Annotated in this window: 22 protein-coding genes and 1 CRISPR repeat array; of the genes, 4 read left to right on the forward strand and 18 right to left on the reverse strand. The window is 65.4% G+C overall.

The genetic code is table 11. The annotated features are described in order from the left end of the window. Nucleotide 1: 1 nt before the first annotated feature. Entirely contained in the window at nucleotides 2-3,175 is a 3,174-nt protein-coding gene (locus AWB70_RS00050) for an efflux RND transporter permease subunit (RefSeq protein ID WP_060854043.1), read from the reverse strand. Between the two features lie 15 nt (nucleotides 3,176-3,190). Continuing rightward, on the reverse strand, nucleotides 3,191-4,465 hold the full coding sequence (locus AWB70_RS00055) for an efflux RND transporter periplasmic adaptor subunit (RefSeq protein ID WP_014190560.1): 1,275 nt from the start codon (nucleotides 4,463-4,465) through the stop codon (nucleotides 3,191-3,193). Between the two features lie 445 nt (nucleotides 4,466-4,910). Between AWB70_RS00055 and AWB70_RS00060 the strand changes: the two genes are divergently transcribed. Further along, nucleotides 4,911-5,555 carry a TetR family transcriptional regulator gene (locus tag AWB70_RS00060; protein WP_053567512.1) on the forward strand — a complete coding sequence of 215 codons (645 nt, stop codon included), beginning with the start codon at nucleotides 4,911-4,913 and terminating at the stop codon, nucleotides 5,553-5,555. Here AWB70_RS00060 and AWB70_RS00065 read toward each other — a convergent pair. Further along, the gene (locus AWB70_RS00065) at nucleotides 5,538-6,167 is read right to left on the reverse strand and encodes a cysteine hydrolase family protein (protein WP_053567511.1); all 630 of its coding nucleotides are present in this window, start codon (nucleotides 6,165-6,167) and stop codon (nucleotides 5,538-5,540) included. The two genes, AWB70_RS00060 and AWB70_RS00065, sit on opposite strands and share 18 nt — an antisense overlap. Before the next feature lie 128 nt (nucleotides 6,168-6,295). On the opposite strand from AWB70_RS00065, the gene AWB70_RS00070 reads away from it, so the two are divergent. Beyond that, nucleotides 6,296-7,252, forward strand: a complete 957-nt coding sequence (locus AWB70_RS00070) for a helix-turn-helix domain-containing protein (protein WP_053567510.1) — start codon at nucleotides 6,296-6,298, stop codon at nucleotides 7,250-7,252. Here AWB70_RS00070 and AWB70_RS00075 read toward each other — a convergent pair. The 6 genes from AWB70_RS00075 to AWB70_RS00100 all read right to left on the reverse strand — a co-directional run bounded on the left by AWB70_RS00075 (nucleotide 7,249) and on the right by AWB70_RS00100 (nucleotide 13,108). Continuing rightward, nucleotides 7,249-8,052 (reverse strand): SRPBCC family protein, encoded by an 804-nt coding sequence (locus AWB70_RS00075; protein ID WP_014190556.1) that lies wholly within the window; start codon nucleotides 8,050-8,052, stop codon nucleotides 7,249-7,251. The two genes, AWB70_RS00070 and AWB70_RS00075, sit on opposite strands and share 4 nt — an antisense overlap. A 74-nt stretch (nucleotides 8,053-8,126) precedes the next feature. Further along, nucleotides 8,127-8,504 (reverse strand): DUF427 domain-containing protein, encoded by a 378-nt coding sequence (locus tag AWB70_RS00080; RefSeq protein ID WP_053567509.1) that lies wholly within the window; start codon nucleotides 8,502-8,504, stop codon nucleotides 8,127-8,129. A 144-nt stretch (nucleotides 8,505-8,648) separates the two neighbouring features. Continuing rightward, nucleotides 8,649-9,140: a peptidase associated/transthyretin-like domain-containing protein gene (locus AWB70_RS00085; RefSeq protein ID WP_014190554.1), complete on the reverse strand. Its 492-nt coding sequence runs from the start codon at nucleotides 9,138-9,140 to the stop codon at nucleotides 8,649-8,651. A gap of 140 nt (nucleotides 9,141-9,280) precedes the next feature. Beyond that, nucleotides 9,281-10,798 (reverse strand): DegQ family serine endoprotease, encoded by a 1,518-nt coding sequence (locus AWB70_RS00090; protein ID WP_014190553.1) that lies wholly within the window; start codon nucleotides 10,796-10,798, stop codon nucleotides 9,281-9,283. 346 nt (nucleotides 10,799-11,144) lie between these two features. Next, entirely contained in the window at nucleotides 11,145-12,446 is a 1,302-nt protein-coding gene (locus AWB70_RS00095) for an ATP-binding protein (protein WP_053567508.1), read from the reverse strand. Then, nucleotides 12,446-13,108 (reverse strand): response regulator, encoded by a 663-nt coding sequence (locus tag AWB70_RS00100; RefSeq protein ID WP_014190551.1) that lies wholly within the window; start codon nucleotides 13,106-13,108, stop codon nucleotides 12,446-12,448. The genes AWB70_RS00095 and AWB70_RS00100 overlap by 1 nt, the downstream gene beginning before the upstream one ends. A 259-nt stretch (nucleotides 13,109-13,367) precedes the next feature. On the opposite strand from AWB70_RS00100, the gene dacB reads away from it, so the two are divergent. Together dacB and AWB70_RS00110 are read left to right on the forward strand one after the other, a co-directional pair. Continuing rightward, nucleotides 13,368-14,963, forward strand: coding sequence for a D-alanyl-D-alanine carboxypeptidase/D-alanyl-D-alanine endopeptidase (gene dacB, locus AWB70_RS00105; protein ID WP_053567507.1), 1,596 nt, complete (start codon nucleotides 13,368-13,370; stop codon nucleotides 14,961-14,963). A 233-nt stretch (nucleotides 14,964-15,196) separates the two neighbouring features. After that, a complete protein-coding gene (locus AWB70_RS00110) occupies nucleotides 15,197-16,303 on the forward strand; it encodes an SGNH/GDSL hydrolase family protein (RefSeq protein ID WP_053567506.1) in 1,107 nt (368 codons plus the stop codon). A gap of 120 nt (nucleotides 16,304-16,423) precedes the next feature. Then, a CRISPR array of direct repeats spans nucleotides 16,424-17,000; the repeat unit is 28 nt; unit sequence GGCCTATCTCCGCCCACGCGGAGGAAAC. Between the two features lie 76 nt (nucleotides 17,001-17,076). Here the strand turns inward: AWB70_RS00110 and AWB70_RS00115 are convergent. From AWB70_RS00115 to AWB70_RS00155, 9 genes are all read right to left on the reverse strand, one after another. Continuing rightward, nucleotides 17,077-18,099 (reverse strand): L-threonylcarbamoyladenylate synthase, encoded by a 1,023-nt coding sequence (locus AWB70_RS00115; RefSeq protein ID WP_053567505.1) that lies wholly within the window; start codon nucleotides 18,097-18,099, stop codon nucleotides 17,077-17,079. A gap of 24 nt (nucleotides 18,100-18,123) precedes the next feature. Then, nucleotides 18,124-19,311 (reverse strand): 5-(carboxyamino)imidazole ribonucleotide synthase, encoded by a 1,188-nt coding sequence (locus AWB70_RS00120; RefSeq protein WP_014190547.1) that lies wholly within the window; start codon nucleotides 19,309-19,311, stop codon nucleotides 18,124-18,126. Between the two features lie 70 nt (nucleotides 19,312-19,381). Further along, entirely contained in the window at nucleotides 19,382-19,894 is a 513-nt protein-coding gene (gene purE / locus AWB70_RS00125) for a 5-(carboxyamino)imidazole ribonucleotide mutase (RefSeq protein ID WP_014190546.1), read from the reverse strand. Between the two features lie 11 nt (nucleotides 19,895-19,905). Beyond that, nucleotides 19,906-20,796, reverse strand: coding sequence for a phosphoribosylaminoimidazolesuccinocarboxamide synthase (locus AWB70_RS00130; RefSeq protein ID WP_014190545.1), 891 nt, complete (start codon nucleotides 20,794-20,796; stop codon nucleotides 19,906-19,908). Nucleotides 20,797-20,952: 156 nt separating this feature from the next. Then, a complete protein-coding gene (gene fba, locus AWB70_RS00135; RefSeq protein ID WP_014190544.1) occupies nucleotides 20,953-22,017 on the reverse strand; it encodes a class II fructose-bisphosphate aldolase in 1,065 nt (354 codons plus the stop codon). A gap of 178 nt (nucleotides 22,018-22,195) precedes the next feature. Further along, nucleotides 22,196-23,632: a pyruvate kinase gene (gene pyk / locus AWB70_RS00140; RefSeq protein WP_014190543.1), complete on the reverse strand. Its 1,437-nt coding sequence runs from the start codon at nucleotides 23,630-23,632 to the stop codon at nucleotides 22,196-22,198. A gap of 346 nt (nucleotides 23,633-23,978) precedes the next feature. Beyond that, on the reverse strand, nucleotides 23,979-25,175 hold the full coding sequence (locus AWB70_RS00145; protein WP_053567504.1) for a phosphoglycerate kinase: 1,197 nt from the start codon (nucleotides 25,173-25,175) through the stop codon (nucleotides 23,979-23,981). 360 nt (nucleotides 25,176-25,535) lie between these two features. Further along, on the reverse strand, nucleotides 25,536-25,859 hold the full coding sequence (locus tag AWB70_RS00150; protein ID WP_014190541.1) for a branched-chain amino acid transport AzlD family protein: 324 nt from the start codon (nucleotides 25,857-25,859) through the stop codon (nucleotides 25,536-25,538). Continuing rightward, nucleotides 25,856-26,602, reverse strand: a complete 747-nt coding sequence (locus tag AWB70_RS00155) for an AzlC family ABC transporter permease (protein WP_053567503.1) — start codon at nucleotides 26,600-26,602, stop codon at nucleotides 25,856-25,858. Before AWB70_RS00155 ends, AWB70_RS00150 begins: the two co-directional genes overlap by 4 nt. Nucleotides 26,603-26,802 lie beyond the last annotated feature (200 nt).

Below are 26,802 nucleotides of genomic sequence, written 5' to 3' on the forward strand. Positions count from 1 at the left end.
CTCAGTGTCCTTCCTTGTCCGAGGACGGTTCGCCGCCGTGCGGACCTTCCGACGTGCCGACCGACGGCACATCCTTGCTCTTGCTGAACTTCGAGATCACGACGAAGAACATCGGGATCATGAAAATGGCAAGGAACGTCGCCGTCAACATACCGCCGATCACGCCGGTGCCGATCGCGTGCTGGCTCGCCGAGCCCGCGCCGTTGCTGATCGCGAGCGGCAGCACGCCGAGAATGAACGCGAGCGAGGTCATGAGAATCGGGCGCAACCGCAGGCGCGCCGCTTCCATTGCCGCCTCGACCGTCGACATGCCCTGCATGCGCAACTCCCGCGCGAACTCCACGATCAGAATCGCGTTCTTGGCCGAGAGGCCGACCGTGGTCAGCAGACCGACCTGGAAGAACACGTCGTTTTCCAGCCCGCGCAAGGTCGCCGCGAGCAGCGCGCCGAGCACGCCGAGCGGCACGACCATGATCACCGAGAACGGAATCGACCAGCTTTCATACAGCGCCGCGAGACACAGGAACACGACGAGGATCGAGATGCCGTACAGGATCGGCGCCTGCGAACCGGACTGGCGCTCCTGATACGACAAGCCCGTCCATTCGTAGCCGATGCCCGCGGGCAGCTTCGCCGCGATCGCTTCCATCGCGCTCATCGCCTGGCCGGTCGATTTGCCGGGAGCTGCCGCGCCCTGGATTTCCACCGCCGAAATGCCGTTGTAGCGTTCGAGCTTGGGCGAGCCGTAGATCCAGTTGCCCGTCGCGAACGCGCCGAACGGCACCATCGTTCCCGCGCCGTTGCGCACGTACCACTTTTCGAGATCTTCCGGATTCATGCGGAATCGTGCGTCGCCCTGCACGTAGACCTTCTTGATCCGGTTATCGACATCGAGGAAGTTGTTCACGTACTGCGAGGCCCACGCGATCGAGAACGTCTGGTCGATGTCCGATACCGAGACGCCGAGCGCATTCGCCTTCTCGCGGTCGATGTTCACCTTGAACTGCGGCGTGTCGTTCAGGCCGTTCGGGCGCACCTGCGCAAGCGTCGGGTCCTTCGCGGCCATGCCGAGCAGCATGTTGCGCGCTTCCATCAGCTTCGCGTGACCCACGCCCGAGCGGTCCTGCAGCTCGAAGTCAAAGCCCGCGGCAGTGCCAAGTTCCGGAATCGACGGCGGGTTGACCGGGAAGATCAGCGCGTCCTTGTAGGGCGCGAAGTGCATGAACATCCGGCCGACCAGCGCCTGTACTTTCTGGTCGCTGTGCTGGCGCTCCGCGTAGTCCTTCATCCGCACGAACACGAGACCGGAGTTCTGGCCGCGTCCCGCGAACGAGAAGCCGTTCACCGTGAACACCGATTCGACGATCGATTTTTGGTCGGTCAGCAGCCAGTCCTGCACGTCCTTCAGCACGTGCGCGGTGTACTCCTGCGTGGAGCCCGGCGGCGCCTGCACGAGCACGAACATCGTGCCCTGGTCTTCATCGGGCAGGAAGGACTTCGGCAGGCGCAGGAACAGCATGCCCACCGCGACGATCACGACGATATAGATGATGAGCCATCGTCCCGAGCGCCGGATCACATGCTGCACGCCCTTGTGATACTTGTCCTGGCTCTTGTTGAAGTTGCGGTTGAACCAGCCGAAGAAGCCCTTCTTTTCCGGCTCGTGCCCTTCCGGATGCGGCTTCAGGAGCGTCGCGCACAGCGCCGGCGTCAGAATCAGCGCGACCATCACAGACAGCACCATCGCCGCCACGATCGTCAGCGAGAACTGCCGGTAGATCGCGCCCACCGAGCCGCCCGAGAACGCCACCGGCACGAACACCGCCGACAGCACGAGCGCCACGCCGATCAGCGCGCCGGTGATCTGGCCCATCGCTTTCCGGGTCGCCTCGCGCGGCGATAAATGCTCTTCCGACATCACCCGCTCGACGTTCTCCACGACCACGATCGCATCGTCCACCAACAGACCGATCGCGAGCACGAGGCCGAACATCGAGAGCACGTTGATCGAAAAGCCCACCGCCGACATGATCGCGAACGTGCCGAGCAGCACGACCGGCACCGCGATGGTCGGGATGATCGTCGCCCGCAGGTTCTGCAGGAACAGATACATCACGAGGAACACGAGCACGATGCCTTCGATCAGCGTCTTGACCACTTCCTCGATCGACAGGCGCACGAACGGCGTGGTGTCGTACGGGTACTTCACGACGAGACCGTTCGGGAAGTACTTCGACAGCTCGTCGATCTTGGCGCGCACCGCCTTGGCGGTGGCGAGCGCGTTCGCGCCCGTGGCGAGCTGAATACCGAAACCGGCGGTCGGCTGGCCGTTGTACTTTGTGTCGAAGTTGTAGTTTTCGCCGCCGAGCTCGATGTGCGACACATCCTTCAGGCGCACCTGCGAGCCATCCTGATTCACCTTCAGCAGGATGTTGCCGAACTGCTCGGGCGTCTGCAGCAGCGTCGCTTCGGTGATGGTCGCCTGCAGCATCTGCCCCGGCACCGACGGCGTGCCGCCGAGCGAGCCCGCCGCCACCTGCACGTTCTGATTGCTGATGGCGTTCTTCACGTCCACCGGCGTGAGCGCGTAGTTCGTGAGCTTGGTCGCGTCGAGCCAGATGCGCATCGCGTACTGCGAGCCGAACAGCGTCGTGGTGCCGACGCCATCGAGACGCGAAAGCGGGTCCGCCACTTTCGACGCCACGTAGTTCGCGAGGTCGTACTTGCTCATGCTGCCGTCTTCGGACACGAACGCGAGCACGAGCAGGAAGCTCGAACTCGACTTCGTGACCTTCGTGCCGAGCTGCTGCACGACCTGCGGCAGAAGCGGCGTGGCGAGCTGCAGCTTGTTCTGCACCTGCACCTGCGCGATGTCCGGATTCGTGCCGGCCGCGAACGTCAGCGTGACGGTGGCCGTGCCCGAGTCATCGGAAGTGGACGAGAGATACAGCAAGTGGTCGAGGCCGGTCATCTGCTGCTCGATCACCTGCGTCACCGTGTTTTCGACGGTGCTCGCGGATGCGCCCGGATAGTTCGCGCTGATCTGGATCGCGGGCGGCGCGATGGTCGGATACTGCGAGACCGGCAGCGTGAAGATCGACGCCATCCCCGCGAGCATGAGGATGATCGCGATCACCCATGCGAAGATCGGCCGATCGATAAAAAACTTTGCCATATAACAGGCTCCCTTTTATTGCGCGCCCGAAGCGGCCGATGCGGCTTGCGCACCGCTCGCGTTCGCCGGGGCCGATGCCGGGGCCGATGCCGCACCCTGCGCGCCCGAAGCCGCGCCCGGCGCCTGCGCGACCTGCGCGTCCGAGGCGGGATACGGGAATTTCGCCGCGACCGGCTTCACCTGCATGCCCGGCTTCGCCTTGTCGACGCCGTTGACGATCACGCGATCGCCGGGGTTCAGACCGTTATCGACGACCCAGTTGTTGCCGTAGGTGCCGCCCGTGACGAGCTGGCGCAGTTCGACCTTGTCGTCCTTGCCCACGACGAGCGCCGTCGGCTGGCCCTTCTGGTCATGCGTGACGCCGATCTGCGGCACGACGAGCGCGTGGTCGTTCACGCCTTCCTGAATGCGCGCGCGCACGAACATGCCCGGCAGCAGCACGCGGTCCTTGTTCTGGAAGATCGCGCGGACCGTGACGGAGCCGGTGCTCTGATCGACGCTCACGTCGGAGAACTGGAGCTTGCCCTGCTCGGTATAAGTGCGGCCGTCTTCCAGCACGAGCGACACCTTCGCGGCGTGAATGCCTTCGGTCTGCAGGCGCCCTTCCTGAATCTGGCGGCGCAGCTTGAGGCCCTCGACGCTCGATTGCGTCAGATCGACGTAGATCGGGTCGAGCTGCTGCACGGTCGTGAGCAGGGTCGCCGCGCTCGCCTGCACGTACGCGCCCGGCGTGACTTGCGACAGACCGGTGCGGCCGGTGATCGGCGAGACGACGTCCGTGTAGCCCAGATTGATCTGCGCGGTATCGACGGCGGCCTTGCCCGCGGCGACATCGGCGACGGCCTGGCCTTGCGCGGCCACGGCGTTGTCGTAGTCCTGCTTCGACACGGCGTTCGCCGCGACGAGGATCTTGTAGCGCGACACGAGCGCGTTCTGCGACGCGACGTTCGCCTGCGCCTTCGCGAGCGACGCCTTCGCGTTGTTCAACTGCGCGATGTACGGCGCCGGATCGATCTTGTAGAGCCGCTGACCGGCCTTGACCTCGGCGCCTTCGGTGAATTCGCGGCGCAGCACGATGCCATCGACGCGCGCACGCACTTGCGCGACGAGATACGCGTTGGTGCGGCCCGGCAGATCGACGACGACCGGCACGCTCGTCGGCTGCACGGTGACGATGCCCACTTCGGGCGTTTGCGGCGGAGGTGCTGATTGTTTTTGCCCGCACGCTGCCAGGAACACGGCAGCCGTCGCGGCGGTGATTAAGCGGAGTGGAACCCGTTCGACGCGCATGGAGCGACCTCTGTCTAAGACTGAGAGTGAAGTTGGGTGCGCGGCGGCCTTCCCCGGGCAATGCCGCGCACGAGCGTCGTGAGACGCTGTCCGACAAATCAACGGTTCGACGAGTGAGCTAAGCGGCGGCCGTTCGGCCGGCGCTTCATGTCCGTGCTTGGGCGCCCGAGGCGCCGGCGCTTGACCCAAGGAAGGTCAGAACGGACAACGGATTGAAAGCTTACGGAAATCTGCTCGCCGATTCAATTTGTCGAAATTTGTTGACGGGTGGTATTGTATATACATTCACGAATGAATGTAAAAAACTGTACGTGTTTTTCCCCATTAGAGGCGAAGAACAAACCGCTCCGGGGAATCGATTACGTTCGACGAACCTTCGACAAGACCGCGGACAAGCGGCTTTTTAACGGCAGCAGCAGGAACAGACGGCCCCAGGCCGCAGGATATGGTCAGACGAACCAAGGAAGAAGCGCAGGCGACGCGCAACCGTGTACTCGATGCCGCCGAGCGCGTCTTTTACGAAAAGGGCGTGTCGCGCACGACGCTCGCGGACATCGCGCAGGCTGCGGGCGTGACGCGCGGCGCGATCTACTGGCATTTCGCGAACAAGGGCGATCTCTTCAACGCGATGTTCGACCGCAGCCTGCTGCCGCTCGACGAACTCGTCGAAGCGACACTCGACGGCAAGGAAGAGGATCCGCTCGCGCGCCTGCGCGAGCTTTTCGTCTGGTGCATGCGCAACATCACGAGCGACGAGCAGCGCCGCCGCGTCTTCGACATCCTGTTCATGAAGTGCGAATTCGTCGAAGAGATGGGGCCGGTGCGCGAGCGGCATCAGAACAATATGCGCGACGGCATGGAGCGCATCGAGCGCGCGCTGCGTAACGCCGTCGAAAAGAAGCAGCTTCCCGCGACGCTCGATACGAACCGCGCGACCACCATGCTTCACTGCCTCTTCACCGGCATCCTGCACGATTCGCTGATGCTGCCGGACCTCGTCCATCCCGAGCGCGACGCCGAAGCGCTCATCGACGCGTGCTTCGACGCCTTGCGTTGCAGCGCCGCGCTGCTGTCACCGGCTGGCGGCTGAACCGGCGCGCGCCCGCTGATTCGACGCGTAGATGTTGTCGCGCGCGGGCGGCTCGCCGCTTTCCAGCGCGGCGAGCCATTCATCGGTGCTGAGCACGGCGGCGAAGCGCGATTGCATCACCACCGTGAACACGCGGTGAATCTCTTCCGCGCTCGCCTTCCCCGCGCGGTTCTCATAGGGCACGGCGCCCGTCGCGTCCGCGAGAAATTCCACTGAAAGCCCCGCGTGAACCGCGTGCTTCACGGTGGAATCGTCGCAGTTGTGCGTCATGTAGCCCGCGATCACGATCGTGTCGATGTCGTTGGCCGTCAGCCATTCGGCGAGATCGGTGCCCGCAAACGCGCTCGGCAGCGATTTCTCGACGTAATGCGCGCGCGGCCGCGACGCCACGGTTTCATGCAGTTGGGCCATCGCCGAGCCGCGCGCGAAGACCGGCGCGCTCTCCGGCGCGAAATTCTGCACGACGACGACGGGAACGCCGTGCTCTTGGGCGGCGTCCATCGCCCGGCCGATATTGGCGAGCGACACGTTCACGTCGGGATATTCGATCAGCAAATTGCCTTCGACATACTCGTTCTGCACGTCGATGACGATCAGGGCGCGGCGCGGCATGGTTCATCTCCTTCGGTCGATTGAGCGCATTGTCGCCGCGCGCGCGCAACGCCAGAAGTGGCCCGATCGCCAACTTTCGATGGATTCGGGCCAAAATGGCCTGAACCATCGTTTTCAAAGGGCCGCCCATGAATCGCCATTCGATCGCCGTCGTCGCGTTCGACCGCATCAGCCCGTTTCATCTCGCGGTGCCGTGCATCGTGTTCGGCGAGGAGCGCGGCGGGATCGGCGTGTCGCCGTTCGACTTCCGCGTGTGCGCCGCCGAGCCGCGGGCGCTCGCGACATCGGCGGGCTTCACGATCGCGGCCCGGCATTCGCTCGATGCGCTCGATTCGGCCGATGTCGTCATCGTCCCTTCCTGGCGCGATCCCGCTGAAACGCCGCCCGACGCGCTGCTCGATGCGTTGCGCGCGGCGCATGCACGGGGCGCGCGCATCGTCGGGCTGTGTCTCGGCTCGTATGTGCTCGCGGCGGCGGGGCTGCTCGACGGCCGCGCGGCGACGACGCACTGGGCATGGGCGGACGACTTCGCGCGCCGCTATCCGCGCGTGCGGCTCGACCCGAACGTGCTCTATATCGACGATGAAAACATCACGACCTCCGCCGGCACCGCGGCGGGGCTCGATTGCTGTCTGCACGTGCTGCGCGCGCTCGCCGGCTCGCACGCGGCGAATCAGGTCGCGCGGCGGCTCGTGGTGCCGCCGCATCGCCAGGGCTCGCAGGCGCAGTTCATCGACGAGCCGCTGCCCGGGCGCGCGAACGGCGAAAAGCTCGCCGGGCTGCTCGACTGGCTGCGCGCCAATCTGCAAACGGATCATTCGCTCGATGCGCTGGCTGCGCGCATGGCGATGAGCCGCCGCAACTTTACACGGCGCTTTCGGCAGACGACGGGCACGACGGTCGGCGCGTGGCTCGTCGGGCAGCGCGTGGCGCTGGCGCAACGGCTGCTCGAAGATACGGACTTGCCGGTCGATCGCATTGCGCAGACGTGCGGGTTTGGCACCGGCGCGACGCTGCGCCAGCAATTTGCGCAGACGTTGAAGACGTCGCCCTCGGCGTACCGGCGCGCGTTTCGCGGGGTCTAACCTAACCCCACGTGCTGCGCCAGATACGCGAACAGTGCGATGCACACCAGCATCGCGGCCCACGCCCAGGCCGGCAGGCCAAGCGGATGCGGATCGTGCGAATGATCGCGGTCGTGATGCACGAAGCCATGACCGTGCAGACGATGCCGCAGCACGCCGCTCGCGTGCGCATCGGCGGATGGCGCGCGCATCGCGCCCGGGCGGCGCGAGAAGGCCGCCGACATCGAACTCGGGCGAAGAAACACATGGCGGCGCGCGGCGTTTTCGCCCGCCGCGCGCATCGACGGCAGGCCGTGCTTCGCCCGCACCACTTCGCAGAATTCGGCGAAGAAATCGTCGGCGCCCTCGCGCAGCGCGTTCTCGATCTGCCGCGACGGCAAGCCGGCGAGCGGGCCCGAGACCGTCGCCCAGACCGTGTACTCGATCCAGGTCGAATCGCTGTCGTCTTCGTCGGGATTGAGCGCGACCGCGATCTGCCCGCGCAGCGAACCCACGCCCTCGCCGCGCGCCTTGAAGCTCAGCGTGCGGGCGTAAGCGGTATCGGCGGCGTCGGCGGGTTCGGCGGGTTCGCCTTCCGCGTGCGCCGCCTGACGCGTGCGCCCGGCGGCATGCGCGCGGATCTCGTAGCGCGCCCGCAGCGCGCCGAGCGGCACGATCAGCGTGAGGACATACTCGCCGCCGGGCGTGCGCGTGAACGATTCGCAGTTGTCCAGACTCGCCCGCAAGAGCGCGAGATCGCCGAGCGCGTCCCGGACATGCGCCGGGTCGAGCGGAACGCGCAATGCATCGGTGACTTCCATTCGAGCCTCCGCTTACAAGGTCCGCATGCGTTCGTTATGGCTGAGTGGCGTGGCGGTGTCTGTTCGACGGCACGCTAAGACGTTTCGTCGATGCGATCGACGCGCGACCCGTAAAACGCGAGATAGCCCTTGATTTTCACGGCAGCGTCGAGCGGCGTTTCGTAGCTCCACGCGGCGTTTTCGATCGGGCCGTCTTCCGTCAGCAGATGATAGTGCGTCGCCTGGCCCTTCATCGGGCACTGCGTGGTGTGAATCGAGCGTTCGAGCCGCGCCATGTTGACGTCGGCGCGCGGGAAGTAGTGCACTTTCTCCGCGCCCGCCTCGACGAGCGTGAAGGACGCGTGGGTATCGGCGTAAGTGACGCCCTGATGGATCACGCGGCAACGCCGGCCGTTCAGCGTGATTTCGATGCCGTGCGCCGCCTCGTGCCCGTCTTTGAGTTCCGTGCCCATCCTGATGCGCCTCCCGCGTCCGAACGAAATGCCCAAGAAAAAGCCACGGGGCATCGAATACCCGTGGCTTAATTATGAGACAAACTGACGATGCTGGGTGAGCGCTTTCGATGCCTCGCGCGTGTCCCCCTTGGACGCTTGCGCTTACTGAATGTTCCAGTGGAACGCCGCCTTGGCCTTGCCCGGCCCGGAGACGTTCACCGACTGCTTCTTCTCCTGATCCTTGTACTTCGCGTAGACCGTGTAGTTGCCCGGCGGCAGCTTGACGAGCATGTACGGGCCCATCGCCTCGGTGGAGAGCACGTCGCCGCCCTTGCCGCCGGCGATGCGCACGGTGACGCCCGACAGGTACTCGGCGGTCGGTCCCGTGAAGCGCAGCGATAGCGGCCAGTGCGCCTGTTCGCGCAACAATGCGCGCGATTCGTCGAGTCCGACACCGCCCGAGGTGTAGGAGACGTCGCCTTGCTGCTGGACTTGCGGCAGGCCGCCGCCGTTCGTGTTGCCGGCGCTCGACGTATCGGCCGTGGTGCCGCCTGTCGTGCCCGATGCCTGCGCCCAGGCGCCGCCCGTCATGCCCGCGCTCATGGCCGCAACGACGAGTGCGGCCGCCAGCCTGCCCGTGGTTTTGTTCGTCATCTTCGTGCTCCTTTATCCGATGCCGCCGCGCCTTGAAAGCGCGCCAGCGGCGTCACGCCCGATGCGCCGGTATCGCGCGATGGGGCACCCGGGAACCCCGGAGCATGGTTCGTGCCCGCATCGCGTTCAGAGTGCCGCGCTCAGCCGAGATCTACCGGCACGAAAATCTGCGCGTCGTCGCGCTGGATCAGGAGCGCGATGCTGTCGCCGGCGTGCTCCACCATCGACTTCAACTGCTGCACGGACGTGACCGGCTGGCCGTTGACCGCGAGGATCACGTCGCCGGGCTGGATACCCGCGCTCGCCGCCGCGCCGCCCGACTGCTGCACCAGCAGGCCGCGCGAGAGCGAATCGTTCTGCTTCTCTTCCGGCGTGAGCGGGCGCACCGCGACGCCGAGCCGCGCATCCTGCGCCGACGCCTCGTCGCCGCCCGCGCCCGTCTTCGCGCTCGCGGTCTTCGCGTCCTTGAGCGCGCCGATCGTCACGCTCAGATCCTTCGCGCTCTTGTCGCGCCACACGGTCACCTTCGCCGAACTGCCCGGCGAAAGGCCCGCGACCTGCGAGGGCAGCGAAGTCGAATCCGACACCGGCACGCCGTTGAGCGCGGTGATGACGTCGCCCGGCTGCAAGCCCGCCTTCGCGGCCGGTCCGCCCGGCTCGACCGAGCTCACGAGCGCGCCCTGCGGCGACTTCATGCCGAACGAATTGGCGAGCGTCTGGTTCATGCCCTGCACCGTCACGCCGAGGCGGCCGCGATCCACGTGACCCGTCTTGATCAGCGCGTCCTTCACCTTGATCGCTTCATTGATCGGGATAGCGAACGAAAGACCCTGGAAGCCGCCCGTCTGCGAATAGATCATCGAGTTGATGCCGATGACTTCGCCCTGCAGATTGAAGAGCGGGCCGCCCGAGTTGCCGGGGTTCACGGGCACGTCGGTCTGGATGAACGGCGTGTAGTTCTCGTTGGGCAGCGCGCGCGACTTCGCGCTGATGATGCCCGAGGTCACGGTGTTGTCGAAGCCGTAGGGCGAGCCGATCGCGACGACCCACTGCCCGACCTTGCTGCCGTTGGGATCGCCGATCTTCACGGTCGGCAGGTCCTTCGCGTCGATCTTCAGCACGGCGACGTCCGACTGCTTGTCCGCGCCGATGACCTTCGCGCGGTACTCGCGCTTGTCGGTGAGCTTTACGGTGACGACGTTGGCGTTATCGACCACATGCGCGTTCGTGAGGATGTAGCCGTCGCTGCTCACGATGAAGCCCGAGCCGAGGCCTTCGCTCGGACGATCTGCGCCGGGGCCGCCAGGGCCGCCCTGCCCGCCGCCGAAGCCCGGGAAGCCGCCGAAGCGCTTGAAGAACTGGTAGAGCGGATCGTCGGGGTCCATCGGCAACTGGTTCCGGCTGCTGCGCGCCGAGGTTTCCTTGACGACATGCTTCGCGCTGATGTTCACCACCGCCGGACCATAGGTCTCGACGAGGCCGGAGAAATCGGGGATGCCCGTCTTGGCTGCGGCTTCGGCGGGCATCAGCGCGGCGGCTTGCGCGGGCGCGATGACCTGCGGCGCAGGCACGTTGTTATGACCGGCCACATAGCCCGCCGACAAGGCAACGGCGACGGCCGCCGCGACGGCGCTACGGGTGAGGATCTTTGCTTTCATCGTGTGCTCCTGACGAGGGATGCGCTCCCGAAGAGCGCGCTATATCGATGAAAGGAGCTTACGGGGCGTCGCTTAAACCTTTCTTAAAAATTGAATTTCGCGCGGGAAAGGCCAATAAAAAGGGCGCTCGTTCCAATGAACGAGCGCCCTTCGCACTACGACCGACTTACTGCTTTACTGCACCCCATTACTTCATCACTGCGATGCTGCCAACTTCAACTTCAACTCAACTGCTTTGCTGCTTCAGAACTTCGACCGACGAGAGAGATATTAGCGATTAGGAATTCTTATTCGAAGTCGATAACTCCGAAAATCGGTTGCGGAACGCGACACCGCGAACGCGGCTTCAGAACCTGACGGCGACCTTGAGCCCGCCCGCTTCCGACTCCCCGAGCGACACCGATGCGCCGTGCTGAACCGCGATGCGCCGCACGATCGCGAGACCGAGGCCGCTGCCGGCGACATCGGTGCGCGGGCGATTCACGCCTTCGCCCACGCGATAGAAACGGTCGAACACGCGTTCGCGCTCTTCGCCGGGAATGCCGGGGCCGGTGTCGGCGATCTCGACGAGAGGATGACCGCCTTCGAGCTTCACGCAGACATCGACCTTGCCGCCTTTCGGCGTGTACTTCGTCGCGTTGTCGATGAGATTGTTGAACATCACCCGCAGCGAATCCGGATCGCCCTTGACGCTCGCCGATTCGCTTGCCTCGATGCCGAGATCGACGCCGCGTTCCTGCGCGACGAGCACGTAGCCGCGCACGCAGCCTTCCAGCAGTTCGTCGAGATCGACGCGCGTTTCGACCGCCTTGCCATCCGGCTCCGATCGCGCCAGCGCGAGCAATTGCTCGGCGAGCCGCGTCGCGCGCGCGATGCCTTCGTTCAGGTCCGCGAGCGCCTCGCGCCGCGTGTCGTCGTCCTGCGCGCGGCCAACGAGCTGCGCCTGAATCTGCACGGCGGCAAGCGGCGTGCGCAGTTCGTGGGCGGCATCGGCGACGAAGGCCTTCTGCGTATCGAGCGCCGCCGACAAGCGCGAGAGCAGCGCATTCAACGCGCGCACCACGGGCCGCACTTCCTGCGGCAGTCGTTGATCGGAGAGCGGATCGAGCGCCTCGGGATGACGCGTGTCGAGTGCGCGCGTCACGCGCTGCAACGGCGCGAGCCCGCGTCCGACGATCACCCAGATCGCGACGCCGAGCAGCGGCAGCAACAGCACGAGCGGCCACAAGGTGCGCCACGCGACGCCCGCCGCGACGCGATTACGGATCGACAGCGGCTGCGCGAGCTGCACGACGTTATCGCCGACGATCGCGCTATACACGCGCCACTCGCCGCGCGGCGTCATTTCGGTGGAGAAGCCGAGTTCCGCATGCGGCGCGAGCGGCACGCGCGGATGCGAGTAGTACATCAGCACGCCATTGCGGTTCCAGATCTGGATGACGACGCCTTCGTCGCTTTCACTGCGCGACGAGAGCACCGACGAGAACGGCTCGGAAGGCAGCGCCGCCGCGATCTGCTGCAGTTGATAATCGAACAGTTCGTTGGCTTCGGCGAGCGCCTGCCGATAGATGAGCCACCCCGCGAACCCCACGCCGACGATCACGAGCGCGAGCAGCCAGATCAGCAATTGCCGGCGAATCGACCGCATCAGGCGTCCTTCGCAACCATGTAGCCGAGGCCACGCACGTTGCGGATGAGATCGGCGCCGAGCTTCTTTCTCAGCGAGTGGATATACACCTCGACGGTATTGCTGCCGATTTCCTCGCCCCAGCCGTAAATCTTCTCTTCGAGCTGGCTCTTGGACAGCACCGCGCCGGGCCGCGCCATCAGCGCTTCGAGCAGCGCGAACTCGCGCGCCGACAGCGCCACGGGATTGCCCGCGAGCGTCACCTGATGGCCCACGGGATCGAGCGTCAGTTCGCCGTGACGCACGAGCGACTCGCCGCGCCCCGCGTGACGGCGGATCAGCGCACGCATGCGCGCGCCGAGCTCGTCGAGATCGAAGGGCTTCACGAGGTAATCGTCCGCGCCGGCGTCGAGGCCTTTCACGCGATCCGCGATGGCGTCGCGCGCCGTGACGATCAGCACCGGCAGCGCATTGGCGCGCGCGCGCAGCGTCTTCAGCACGTCGAGGCCGTCGCGCTTGGGCAGGCCGAGATCGAGCAGCATCAGGTCGTAGGACTCGCCGGCCACCGCGGTGAGCGCGGCTTCGCCGTCCTGCACCCAGTCGACTGCGAAGCCGTCCGCGCGCAGCGCCTTGCGCACGCCTTCGGCGATCATCCGGTCATCTTCGACAAGCAGGATTCGCATGGCACATGTCTGTTGGTGGTTGGCGTGGTGATGCGCGGTTCATTGTAGCCGCGAGGCCGCGCCACAGGCTTAAACGGGACTTAACCGCGCACATCGTCCATTTGCAGAGAACGGCGGCGAATCTGCCCGCTCGGCCCGTTCGATTTCCGTCCTTTCGATTTCCGCAAGCCAGCTTGTCTACAATAGCCGCTTCCCGCGCCGCGACGCCCGCCCGTGCGCGCGCCGCAGCCCGTTATCAGCCCAAGAACAACGCTCGTCCATGCCGCTCGCTTCCCGTTTCGCGTCCCGCCGTCTTTCCTCGTTCGCGCTCGCCGCCGTTCTCGCCTGCGCGGCGTTCGGTCCTGCGCCCGCAGCCTTCGCCCGCGGCGGCACGAAAGCCGAATCGCAGGCGCAGTCGCCGGAGCGCGCGGCGAAAGGCAAGCGCGCCGCGAAGAACGGGAAAGCCGCGCGCATCGCGAAAGCGAGCGTGCCGGCCGGACCGCTGCCCGCATCGGTCATGACGGCGCTCGCGCGCGCGCACGTGCCGCTCTCGTCGATGAGCGTCGTCGTGCAACGTATCGGCGCGCCCACGCCGCTCGTCTCGATCAACGCGAACGAGCCGATGCTGCCCGCTTCCACGATGAAGCTCGTCACCACGTACGCGGGCCTCTCGATACTCGGGCCCGACTATCGCTGGAAGACGACCGCCTACGCCGACGGCCAGATCGACACGCAAGGCGTGCTGCACGGCAATCTCTACATTCAGGGCACGGGCGACCCCAAGCTCGTGCCGGAAGAACTGATCGATCTCGTCGACCAGGTCCGCAAGAACGGCATCACCGGCATCGACGGCGCGCTCGTGCTCGACAAGCGCTATTTCGACGCCTCCACGCGCGACCTGCCCGCCTTCGACAACGACGACAGCGCGCCCTACAACGTCGGTCCCGATCCGTTGCTCTATGCGTTCAAGTCGCTGTCCTTCACCCTGACGCCGAACGCGGACGGGCAAGTGTCCATCGACGTCTTGCCGCAGCTCGCGCAACTGCAGATCGACAACGAATTGCGCGTCACGCGCGGCGCGTGCGTCGGCTCGCTTTCGGCGGCGTCACCGAGCGTCGCGCAGACGCAGGGCGGTTTCGTGCAGGCGTCGTTCATCGGCGACTATCCGCTGCGCTGCGGCTCGCGCACCGTCAACGTCGCCGCGCTCGATCATTCGACGTTCTTCGCGGGCGGCTTTCTCGCGCTGTGGAAGCAGGCCGGCGGCACGTTCCAGGGCGCGACGCGTGAAGGCCCGACGCCGTCGGGCGCGCGGCTCGTCGGCACGCATCGCAGCCCGGTGCTCTCGGATGTCGTGCGCGACATCAACAAGTTCAGCAACAACGTGATGGCGCGCAACCTGTTCCTCACGATCGGCGCGTCGCAGTTGAAGCCGCCCGCGACGACGGCGAAGTCCGCCGCGGCGATCCAGTCGTTCCTTAAGCGCAGCGCCTTGCCGATGAACGGCCTCGCGCTCGACAACGGTTCGGGCCTTTCGCGCGACGAGCACATCAGCGCGGCTTCGCTCGCCGATCTGCTGCAGGCGGCGAACGCGAGTCCGGTCGCGCAGGTGTTCGTCGAGTCGCTGCCGATCGCGGGCGTCGACGGCACGATGCGCAACCGTCTCACCAACGCGGGCGCGCTCGGCAATGCGCACATCAAGACCGGCACGCTGCGCGACGTGCGCGCGATCGCGGGCTATGTCGGCGCGGCGAACGGCGAGAGTTACGTGATCGTGAGCTTCATCAACGATCCGCGCGCCGAGGCCGCGCGCGCCGCCCACGACGCGCTGCTCGAATGGGTCTACGAGGGCGCGCGCAGGGCGGATCTGGCGGAGTGAACGCGGCGCCGGGCACGGCCGCCCGGCGTGACCGAAGATTTCTTCTACGAAGTCGCGCCCGGGAAGGCGCGCGCGCCGTGTACGCTGTCGGGCACGGCGCTTTGGCCGGGTGCGACGCGTATCAGGAGGGGCGTGTTGCATCGCCTAAAATGGCAGCTACGCGGCGTGAAGACCGCACGACGGTCGGACACCGCAATCGAACTAGAAAACACCGAAGAACGGAGACGAGGTCCATGAAGAAGCAACGCTCGATGCGCGCCGCCCTGACGCGCTTTGCTCAAGTCGCGACGGCCAGCGCCGCGTTTGCCCTGATCGCCGCGTGCGGCGGCGGCGGTGACGACAACAATTCCACCCCGCCGGGCGGCGTCAAGCTGCAGATCGTGTCCTTCGGCGACAGCCTTTCCGATGTCGGCACGTACGCACCCGTCGCGGCGGCGAACTTCGGCGGCGGGCGCTTCACGACGAATCCGGGCCAGGTCTGGGTGCAGAACGTCGCGCAGTATTACGGCGACACGCTGACGCCCGCGATGACCGGCGGTTTTGGGGTCCCGCCGGCGGCGCAGTCGGGATTGGGGTATGCGCAGGGTGGCGCACTGGTGACGAACCCGATCGGTATCAATCACGTGTCGAACGATCCTGCGAATTTTCAGGGCGCGCTGACGGTGCCGGTCGTCCAGCAGGTGACGAACTATCTCAGCGCGCACGGCAGCTTCAATTCGAACCAGCTCGTGATCGTCAATGGCGGCGGTAACGATATCCTGTACAACTTCCAGTTGGCGCAGACGGGGGCGATCACGCCGGCTCAGGCTAGCGCGGCGATCGGCAAGGCGGCTATCGATCTTGCGGGCATAATCGGCAAAGTCTTGCAGAGCGGCGCGACGCACGTGCTGGTGTCGAATGTGCCGGACATCGGCACGACGCCGCAGGGCATGATGAGTTCGGCGGCGAATCGGGCGTTGCTCACGCAGGCATCGCTCGGATTCAACCAGGCGCTTGCCGGGGCGCTGACGCAAGCGGGGCTGATGTCGAAGGTGATCTATCTCGACATCGTGCCGGTGCTTGCCAATGTCACGGCGAATTTTGGGCAGTTCGGATTCACGGTGTCGAATACCGGTACGGCCTGTAATCTGCAGGCGATGGCGGCGGCGGCGCAGAAGTTCGGCGAACCCAACCCGGCTGCTTTCGCGACTTCCCTGTTTTGCTCGCCGGAGACTTTGACTGTGGCAGGCGCGGATCAGACCTACATGTACGCCGATACCGTGCATCCGACGACGCATCTGGGTGCGTTGTACGCGCAAGCGGCGGAACAGGTGGTGGCGAAGTCGGGGTTGGGGAAGTAAGCGATTCTCTTTGAGATGGGGAAGCCGCCCGGATGAGGGATTGTCCGGGCGGTTTTTGTTTTTTGTCTCCGCAGGAGCGGAGGAAGGGCGAGGTGCTGCTGGCTCGCGGTTCCCTTGGGAGGCCTATCTCCGCGTACGCGGAGGAAACCTGTAACAGCCCGTTTAGCTGTTACATCGGGTGGGCCTATCTCCGCCCACGCGGAGGAAACGTGCGAATCATGGGCTTCCCTTCAGCAAGCGGAGGTCTATCTCCGCCCACGCGGAGGAAACGGCGATGTGCACATGGATTGCACGCTCGAATACGGCCTATCTCCGCCCACGCGGAGGAAACCCCGCAGAAGGCCGCACCGTGCCCGATACGCCGGGCCTATCTCCGCGTACACGGAGGAAAGTTATCGACAGCGCTCAGGGCGTCACCGACGTTGGGCCTATCTCCGCCCACGCGGAGGAAACTGATGCGGCCGCAACTCGCCGCGAGGAATCTTGGGCCTATCTCCGCCCATGCGGAGGAAACGTGCTCGCGGAATCGAGCGCGCATTCCGGAAAGGGCCTATCTCCGCCCACGCGGAGGAAACGACCAACTTAGAATCTTTGCGTTGCTCGCGCAAGGCCTATCTCCGCCCACGCGGAGGAAACATTTCGCTGTAGGCGCTTTTGATGACGAAGGCGGGCCTATCTCCGCCCACGCGGAGGAAACCCTAGATCATAACCAACTGATCCAAAAGCGGAATCCCGACAACCGATCTTCACATTCACCCAAAACCCGCAGCGAATCACTCCTCAGCCTCAAACGCCGCCGCCGCCCGTCCCAACCTGTCATTCACCGCAATCCACTCCACCGTCTCCGGCAGCTTCTCGATCAGAATCCGCTCCACATTCGCCCGATCCAGCGCCCGCAGCAAACCATAAAGATCCCGGGCATAAGACTGCGGATCTTCCGGCGCCGCCACGAAGTGAACATGCGAGGCGCGCGCCCACTCCCCCGCGCTCGACGCCCGCGCCACCAGTGCGATTTTCTTGTCGCCATCACGACGAAGCAGCGGTTCCATCGCCGAAAACGGCAGCAGCACGAGCGGCGTCCTCGGCGCGTAATGCGCCTTCAACGTCCCCGACGCCCTCGGCGCAGTCGCATCCGAACCATCGGGCAAGCGAGGCGCAATGCCGATCACATCCGCGATCTGTTGCGGGCTCACGTGCCCCGGCCGCAGCAGCGCCGGAAAGCCGCGCGACAAATCCAGAATCGTCGATTCGATGCCGACATCCGCCGCGCCGCCATCGAGCACATGCACCGCGCCGCCGAATTCATCGCGAACATGCTGCGCGGTCGTCGGGCTGACGTGCCCGAAGCGATTCGCCGACGGCCCCGCGACACCGCCCTGCTTGCCCGTGCCGCGACGCCGCGCGTGAAACGCCGACAACAACTGCTGCGCCACCGGATGCGACGGACACCGCACGCCGACCGAATCCTGCCCGCCGCTCACCGCCGCCGGAATATGCGCGGCGCGCTTCAAAATCAGCGTCAACGGGCCGGGCCAGAACGCATCGATGAGCTTTTGCGCATCGGCGGGCATCTCGCGCACCCAGTAGCCCGGATCGGCCTCGGGCGCGAGATGGACGATCACCGGATGATTCGCCGGCCGCCCTTTCGCCGCATAGATGCGCGCGATGGCGTCGGGATTCTCGGCGTCCCCGCCGAGCCCGTAGACGGTTTCAGTGGGAAACGCGACGAGTTCGCCCGCATCGAGCAAGGCGGCGGCTTCGTCGATCTGCGCCGCACCCGGATAAATGATGGTCATTGCGTCAACAACTACGAGAAAAACTCAATCAATCGTGATGTGCAGCATGCGCGCACAGTCGCGCGCCGCCGTGCGCGCCTCTTCGAGCGTCGCCGCCGTGAAATTGATGTGGCCCATCTTGCGGCCGCGGCGCGCCTCTTCCTTGCCGTACAGATGCAGCCGCGCCGACGGCATCGCGGCGACTTCCGCCCACGCGGGGGCGCGCGCCTTATTGCCGTCGAACCAGATATCGCCGAGCAGATTCAGCATCGCGGCAGGCGAATGCTGGCGCGTGTCGCCAAGCGGCATGCCGGTCATCGCGCGCACCTGCTGCTCGAACTGGCTCGTCGCGCAGGCATCGACCGTATAGTGGCCAGAATTGTGCGGACGCGGCGCCATCTCGTTGGCGATCAGCGAGCCGTCTTCCAGCACGAAGAATTCGACGCACAGCACGCCCACGTAGCCGAGCTTCGCCGCGATGGTCAGCGCCGCGTCCTGCGCCTGAGCGACGAGCGCAGCGGATGCATCGGGCGCGGGCACGACCGTCTTCGCGAGAATGCCGCTCGTGTGCACGTTCTGCGCGAGCGGAAACACGGCCGACTTGCCGTCGCCGCCGCGCGCGATCAGCACCGACACTTCGTACTTGAGCGGCATGCGCTTTTCCAGCACGCAAGGCACGCCCGAGAGCGATGCGTGCGCGTGGCGCACTTCATCGACATTGCGCACATTGACCTGCCCCTTGCCGTCGTAGCCCATGCGCGCGGTTTTCAGAATGCCCGGCAGCACGGCTGCGATTTTCTCGTCGGGGATCGCGGCGAGCGCGTCCGCCGATTCGATCACCACATGCGGGGCGACCGGCACGCCCGATTCCGCGATGAAACGCTTCTCCGCCACGCGATCCTGCGCGATCGCCACGCAACTCGCCGCCGGACTCACGAACGTGCACGACGCGAGAAATTCGAGGCTCGCGGACGGCACGTTCTCGAATTCCGTCGATACCGCCGCGCACAGCCGGCCGAGCTCGGTCAGCGCGGCGCGGTCGTCGTAGGCGGCACGGATGTGGCGGTCCGCGACGGCGCCCGCGGGACTCGTCTCGTCCGGATCGAGGACGGCGACGCGATAACCCATCGATTGCGCGGCGAAGCAGAACATGCGGCCGAGCTGGCCGCCGCCGACCATGCCGAGCCACGCGCCCGGCAGAATGGGAGAGATCGGGGAGTTTTGTGGGTTCATCGTGGAGTCTGGATGCTGGCGGGCGGTCCGATACGGCTTCGTCGCGCCATGAAAGTGGGAACGGCGAGACTCAAAGCGGCGGCAGCGCCATGTCGCGCGCGGCCTGATTCTGCTTCACGCGAAAGGCGGCGAGCGCATCGGCGTACTTCGAATCGGTGGCGCTCAGAATCGATACCGCGAACAGCGCCGCGTTTGCCGCCCCCGCCTCGCCGATGGCGAACGTCGCGACCGGCACGCCCTTGGGCATCTGCACGATCGAATGCAGCGAGTCGACGCCCTTCAGATACTTGCTTGCCACCGGCACGCCGAGGACCGGCAGCGTCGTCTTCGCGGCCAGCATGCCCGGCAGATGCGCCGCGCCCCCCGCGCCCGCGATGATCGCGCGCACGCCCCGCTCGCGCGCGCTTTCGGCGTAGGCGAACATTTCGTCCGGCATGCGATGCGCCGACACGACCTTCGCCTCGTACGGCACGCCGAATTCCTGAAGAATCGCGACCGCGTTCTTCATCACGTCCCAGTCGGAGCTGGAGCCCATCAACACGCCGACGAGCGGCGCTTTATGCGTATGAACTTCGTTCGTCATGTCTCTTCTACTCAGTCGAGCGTCTTGCCGGTCAGACGCTGCAGCGCTTCCTGATATTTCTCCGACGTCCTGGCGATCACGTCATCGGGCAGCTTCGGCGCGGGCGGCTCCTTCTTCCACGGCTGCGTTTCGAGCCAGTCGCGCACGAACTGCTTGTCGAACGAAGGCGGGTTCGTGCCGACCTGATAGCCGTCGGCGGGCCAGAAACGCGACGAATCGGCGGTGAGCACTTCGTCCATCAGATACAGCTCGCCCTTGTCGTCGAGCCCGAATTCGAACTTCGTATCCGCAATGATGATGCCGCGCGTGGCCGCGTACGCAGCGGCTTCCTCGTACAACTGAATCGAAATGCGCTTGATCGTCGCGGAAAGCTCCGTGCCGATGCGGCGTTCCATCTCATCGTAGGTGATGTTTTCGTCGTGATGGCCCATTTCGGCCTTCGCGGCGGGCGTGAAAATCGGCTCGGGCAGCTTTTGCGCGTTCTGCAAACCGGGCGGCAGTTCGACGCCGCACACGGAACCGGTCGCCTGATAGTCCTTCCAGCCGCTGCCCGCGAGATAGCCGCGCACGACCGCTTCGACGAGAATCGGCTCCAGGCGCTTCACGACAACCGCGCGGCCCTTGACCTGCTCGGCTTCGCCGGGCGCGACGACCGTCGCGGGGTCGATGCCCGTGTTGTGGTTCGGCACGATGTGACCGAGCTTCTCGAACCAGAAATCGGCCATCGTGTTGAGCACGCGGCCCTTGTTCGGAATCGGCTCGCCCATGACGACGTCGAACGCGGAAAGGCGGTCGGTCGTCACGATCAGGAGCTTGTCCTGACCGACTGCGTAGTTGTCGCGGACCTTGCCGCGGCCAAGCAGGGGCAGCGATTTGATCGTGGATTCGTATAGCGTGGACATCGTCGTGTACCGGAAAAAAGTGATTCGCCGCTTTCGAATTGCAAAGCGGCGCGGAATCAACAAAAGGGCAAGAGACAAAACCGAAAAAGACGAACGGGCTCCGAACCCGGAACCCGTTGATTTTACTTTACAAATGCCGACCGACTCAGAAGAGTCTCATTTGACGATCTGCGAAAGCGCACCGGACTTGTACTTCTCGGCGATCTTGTCGAGCGAAACCGGCTTGATCTTGCCCGCCATGCCCTCGCAGCCGAACTGCATGTAACGCTGGCGGCAGATTTCCTTGGCCGCCTCGCGCGCGGGCTTCAGATAGTCGCGCGGATCGAACTTCGACGGATTCTCGAACAGATAGCGGCGAATCGCGCCGGTGATCGCGAGGCGCAGGTCGGTGTCGATGTTCACCTTGCGCACGCCGTGCTTGATGCCTTCCTGAATCTCTTCGACCGGCACGCCGTAGGTTTCCTTCATGTCGCCGCCGAATTCGCGGATTTCGGCCAGCAGTTCCTGCGGCACCGACGACGAACCGTGCATCACCAGGTGCGTGTTCGGAATGCGCTGGTGAATCTCGCGGATGCGGTCGATGGCGAGGATATCGCCCGTGGGCTTCTTTGAAAACTTGTACGCGCCGTGCGACGTGCCGATCGCGATGGCGAGCGCATCGCACTGCGTCTGCTTGACGAAGTCGGCGGCCTGCTCGACGTCCGTCAGAAGCTGCTCGCGCGTCATCGTGCCTTCGGCGCCGTGGCCGTCTTCCTTGTCGCCCTTCATGGTTTCGAGCGAGCCGAGCACGCCCAGTTCGGCTTCGACGGTCACGCCGATAGAATGCGAGAACTCCACGACCTGCTTCGACACCGCGACGTTGTACTCGTAGGATGCGACGGTCTTGCCATCGGCTTCGAGCGAGCCGTCCATCATCACGCTCGTGAAACCGGAGCGGATCGCGGCCATGCACACCGCCGGCGACTGGCCGTGATCCTGATGCATCACGACGGGAATATGCGGATACGACTCGACGGCCGCTTCGATCAGATGGCGCAGGAACGCCTCGCCCGCGTACTTACGCGCGCCGGCCGACGCCTGCATGATCACGGGCGCGTTCACTTCGTTCGCGGCCGACATGATCGCCTGCACCTGCTCCAGATTATTGACGTTGAACGCCGGGAGGCCGTAACCGTGTTCCGCAGCGTGATCCAGCAGTTGACGCATTGATACGAGAGGCATTGTGGTGAGACTCCATGATGTGAAACGAATTCTTCAGCGCGATGCCGCTCTGTGGCGGTGGTCGGCTCGTTCGCCGTCTTGCGCGCTTGATGAGGCACGCGCCGCTGCCGGTACGGCGCGCGCCTCGGAACTGCGGCAAACCGCGCGGTCATTGACCGCGCCTCTTTCTCGATAAGGCTTAGAAGTGGTCGCCCACACGCACGATCTTGAGCGTGTTGGTGCCGCCCGCCTGACCCATCGGCTCGCCGACGGTCAGCACCACCATGTCGCCGCGCGCCGCGTAACCCTTCGACACGACCACTTCCAGCGCCGAATTCAACGCGGCGTCGCGGTCCATGTTGGTGTCGACATGCAGCGGCGTGACGTTGCGGTACAGCGACATCGTGCGTTCGCTCGCCACGCGCGGCGTCAGCGCGAAGATCGGCACGTGCGTCCAGTGACGCGACATCCACAGCGCCGTCGAGCCGGATTCCGTCAGCGCGACCACGGCCTTCGCACCCAGGTGATACGCCGTGAAGAGCGCGCCCATCGCGATACTCTGGTCGATGCGCGTGAACGTGCGGTCGAGGAAATCGCGGTCGAGTTGCGACTCTTCCGACTTCTCCGCTTCGATACAGACCGCCGCCATCGTTTCGATGGTCGTCACCGGATACTTGCCCGCCGCGGTTTCGGCGGACAGCATCACGGCGTCGGTGCCGTCCAGCACGGCGTTCGCCACGTCGGACACTTCGGCGCGGGTCGGCACGGGCGCGTGGATCATCGATTCCATCATCTGCGTGGCGGTGATCACGAGCTTGTTCGACTCGCGCGCCATGCGGATCATGCGCTTTTGCAGCGCCGGCACCGCCGCGTTGCCGACTTCCACCGCGAGATCGCCGCGCGCGACCATGATGCCGTCGGACGCATCGAGAATGCCTTGCAGCGCCGGAATGGCTTCGGCGCGCTCGATCTTCGCAATCATCTTCGGCTTGATGCCGTACGGCGCGCCCGCGATGTTCGCGAGCTGCCGAGCCATTTCCATGTCGGTCGCATTCTTCGGGAACGACACCGCGACGAAATCCGCGCCGAGCGACATCGCCGTCTTGATGTCCTCCATGTCCTTCTCGGTCAGCGCGGGCGCGGTCAGCCCGCCGCCCTGACGGTTGATGCCCTTGTTATTCGACAGCTCGCCGCCGACCTTCACCGTCGTGTGAATCTCTTCGCCGATCACGCGCGTGACGTCGAGCACGATCAGGCCGTCGTTGAGCAGCAGCACGTCGCCCGCGCGCAGGTCGCGCGGCAGATCCTTGTAGTCGAGGCCGACACGCTCGCTGTTGCCGAGCTCGCAACCCGCATCGAGGATGAACGGATTGCCCGCGACCAGCATGGTCTTGTTGTTTTCGAACTTGCCGACGCGGATCTTCGGACCTTGCAGGTCCGCCATGATCGCGACTTCGCGGCCCACCTGGCGAGCCGCCTCGCGGACTATTTCGGCGCGCTGGCGGTGATCGTCGGCGGTGCCGTGCGAGAAGTTGAAGCGAACGACGTCGAGCCCCGCCTGCAGCATTTGCAGCAGGATGTCCGGGCTCGTGGAAGCCGGACCGATGGTGGCAACAATCTTGGTAGCGCGATGCATGGAATTCCTCGTCTCAGTAGGATTGCCCGTAACAACGCTGCTGCGAGCACGTTGCGCTTGCAGTGAGCTGTTGCTCACCGGTTGCGCGCGCGCGCCGGTTCGTGCCGGCGTCGCTTTGTCGATATCTTTCAAGGCATGGGCGGGCACGCCGCCGATGATGACCGGCGGCGTTTCCGTCTTCGGAAGCGCCGCTTCGCTTTCTGGCTGCGCGGCCTGCGCGATCACCAGGGCCGCTTCGGCGGCCGCGTCGAGTTGATTACCGTTGTCGAGACCGTCCTCTTGCGCGCCGCCGGCTGGCGCGCCCTTCTGCCCTGCTTTCGCCGGATTCTGTCGGGCGGCCAAGGCCTCAGGCCCCTGCGCGCGATTCGAGCACTTCGACCGCGGGCAGCGTCTTGCCTTCCAGGAACTCGAGGAACGCGCCGCCGCCGGTCGAGATGTAGCTCACCTTGTCGGCGATGTCGTACTTCGCGATGGCCGCGAGCGTGTCGCCGCCGCCCGCGATCGAGAACGCCGACGAATTCGCGATGGCCGCGGCGAGCGTCTTCGTGCCGTTGCCGAACTGGTCGAACTCGAACACGCCGACCGGGCCGTTCCAGACGATCGTGCCGGCCGTTTCCAGTTGCGCGGCGAGCGCCTTCGCGGTGTCCGGGCCGATGTCGAGGATCATGTCGTCGTCGGCGACATCCGCGACGGGCTTGGTTTGCGCCTTCGCCGTCGGGGCGAATTCCTTCGCGGTGACGACGTCGCTCGGAATCGGCACCGATGCGCCGCGCGTGCGCGCCTGCTCGATGATTTCCTTCGCTTCGCCCAGGAGATCGGCTTCCGCGAGCGACTTGCCGATCTTGAGGCCCGACGCGAGCATGAACGTGTTGGCGATGCCGCCGCCGACGATCAACTGATCGACCTTCTCGGCCAGCGACTTGAGGATGGTCAGCTTCGTGGAGACCTTCGAGCCCGCGACGATCGCGACGAGCGGACGCTTCGGGTTGCCGAGCGCCTTGCCGAGCGCGTCGAGTTCGGCGGCGAGCAGCGGGCCCGCGCAGGCAACCGGCGCGTACTTGGCGATGCCGTGCGTCGTGGCTTCGGCGCGGTGCGCGGTGCCGAAGGCGTCGTTCACGTAGATGTCGCAGAGCTTCGCGAGCTTTTGCGCGAGGCCGTCGTCGTTCTTCTTTTCGCCCTTGTTGACGCGGCAGTTTTCCAGCAGCACGACGTTGCCCGGCTGCACGTTCACGCCATCGACCCAGTCGGCGACAAGCGGCACGTCGCGCCCGAGCAGCTCCGACAGGCGCTTGGCGACCGGCGCGAGCGAGTCTTCCGGCTTGAACTGGCCTTCGGTCGGACGGCCGAGGTGCGACGTGACCATCACGGCCGCGCCCGCGTCGAGGGCGGCCTTGATCGCCGGTACCGAGGCGCGCACGCGCGTGTCTTCGGTGATGTTGCCGTCATCGTCTTGCGGCACGTTGAGATCCGCGCGGATGAACACACGCTTGCCGGAGACTTTGCCTTCGGCGATCAGATCGGTGAAACGCAGTACTTTCGTCATGGGAGTCAACGTAGATAGAGAAGCGGTTCGGGCGGATACGGCCGTCGGGGGCGGCCGGTTCGTGGATTTGCCGCGCGCGGGCCGCCGGGCAGGACGGCACGCGCGCGGATCAAGCTGGAGGCGAGGGCCGCGCGGAGAAGAACGCGCGTGCGGAAAGCGGAAGAAAGGGATCGCGCGGACACGGCGATGCAGCCGGGAGCGACGGCGGGTTGTACGACCTTGACAACCGTGGCGCGGTGACTGCCGGACACACTTTCGACCTCGCTCACTCGGGAAAGACCGCCATTTTAACCGATCAACCTGACCGCTTTTAGCGTGCAATCGTTGATGACGCGTATTTGCCGCAACGCGGGCGCTGCTTCATGCGGCGAGCCGCAGCACCGTGAACACGATCATGCCGACGGCGATGGTGCCCATCATGCCGCGCCGCTTGAGGTAATACGCGAGCCCGGCCACCGACGCCCACAGCGCGTGATTGCCGAGCCCGAGCGAAATGCCCGAAGGTGTTGCGAGCAGGTCCGGGACGACGACGCCCGCGAGCGCCGCGGCCGGCGCATAGCGCAACACGCGCTGCACGCGCGGCGGCAGCACCATGCGCTCGCCGCCGATCAGAAAGAGCGCGCGCGTCACCGCCGTGACGAGCCCCATGCCGATGATGGCGAGCCAGACTTGCAGCGTGCTCATCGCGTATTCCCCGAGGCGGCGGGTTTGTTGCGCTTGTCCCGCTTTTCCGTGATGACGTCGGCGAGCGTGCCGGCGATGAGCGCCGCGAACACCGCGAGCGGCAAGCCGAAGCGGTACGGCAGGTCGAAGGTCAGCAGCGCGACGACGCTTGCCACGGCGACGGCCGCGAGCGTCGAGCGCGTCGCGATCGCCGAAACGATGAGCGGAATCAGCGCGAGCGTGCCGGCGAGCTCGAGGCCCCAGTTATCGGGAATCAGGCTCGCGAGCAGAATCCCGAGCACGGACGAAACCTGCCACGACAGCCAGCTCGAGACCGCGAGGCCCCAGAAAAACGCTTCCTTGCCGGGCTGCCAGCCAGTCGGGAAATTCCGCTTCGAGAACATCAGATAGATGATGTCGCCGTTGAAATAGCCGAGCAGCAAGCGCCGCCGCAGCGACAGATATGCGAAATGCGGCGCAAGCCCCGCGCTGAAGATGACGAAGCGCAGATTGACCATTGCGGCGGTGAGAAGCACGGTCCAGAGCGGCAGCTTCGCGGCGAAGAGCGGCAGCACCGCCAGTTGCGACGAGCCCGCGTACACCAGAAACGACATGCCGAGCGCCTGCGGCACGGTGAGCACGGACTTCGTCATCGCTACGCCGGTGACGAGGCCCCAGGAGAACGTGGCGAGGACGGCGGGCGAGAACGTGCGCACGCCTTCGAAGAATGCGCGGCGATTCGTGTCGGACAACCGGTCGGGCATGAGCGGATTCGAGGCCAGTGAGAGGCGGCAAAAAGAGGCGAAAGCGAGGCGAAAGAGCGAGCCCGTGACGCCACCGCGCGGCCTCGACCGATTGCGCGGCGGATCGGGAAGAACCGGGAAAACCGGGATTAGTGCAGCTTCGCCTTTTCATCCCACCAATTAAGCGGACGGCGAAAGGCAAATTATAGCGTCGTGAAAGG

Origin of the sequence: Caballeronia cordobensis (genome assembly GCF_001544575.2) — a bacterium.
Classification (GTDB): Bacteria; Pseudomonadota; Gammaproteobacteria; order Burkholderiales; family Burkholderiaceae; genus Caballeronia; species Caballeronia cordobensis.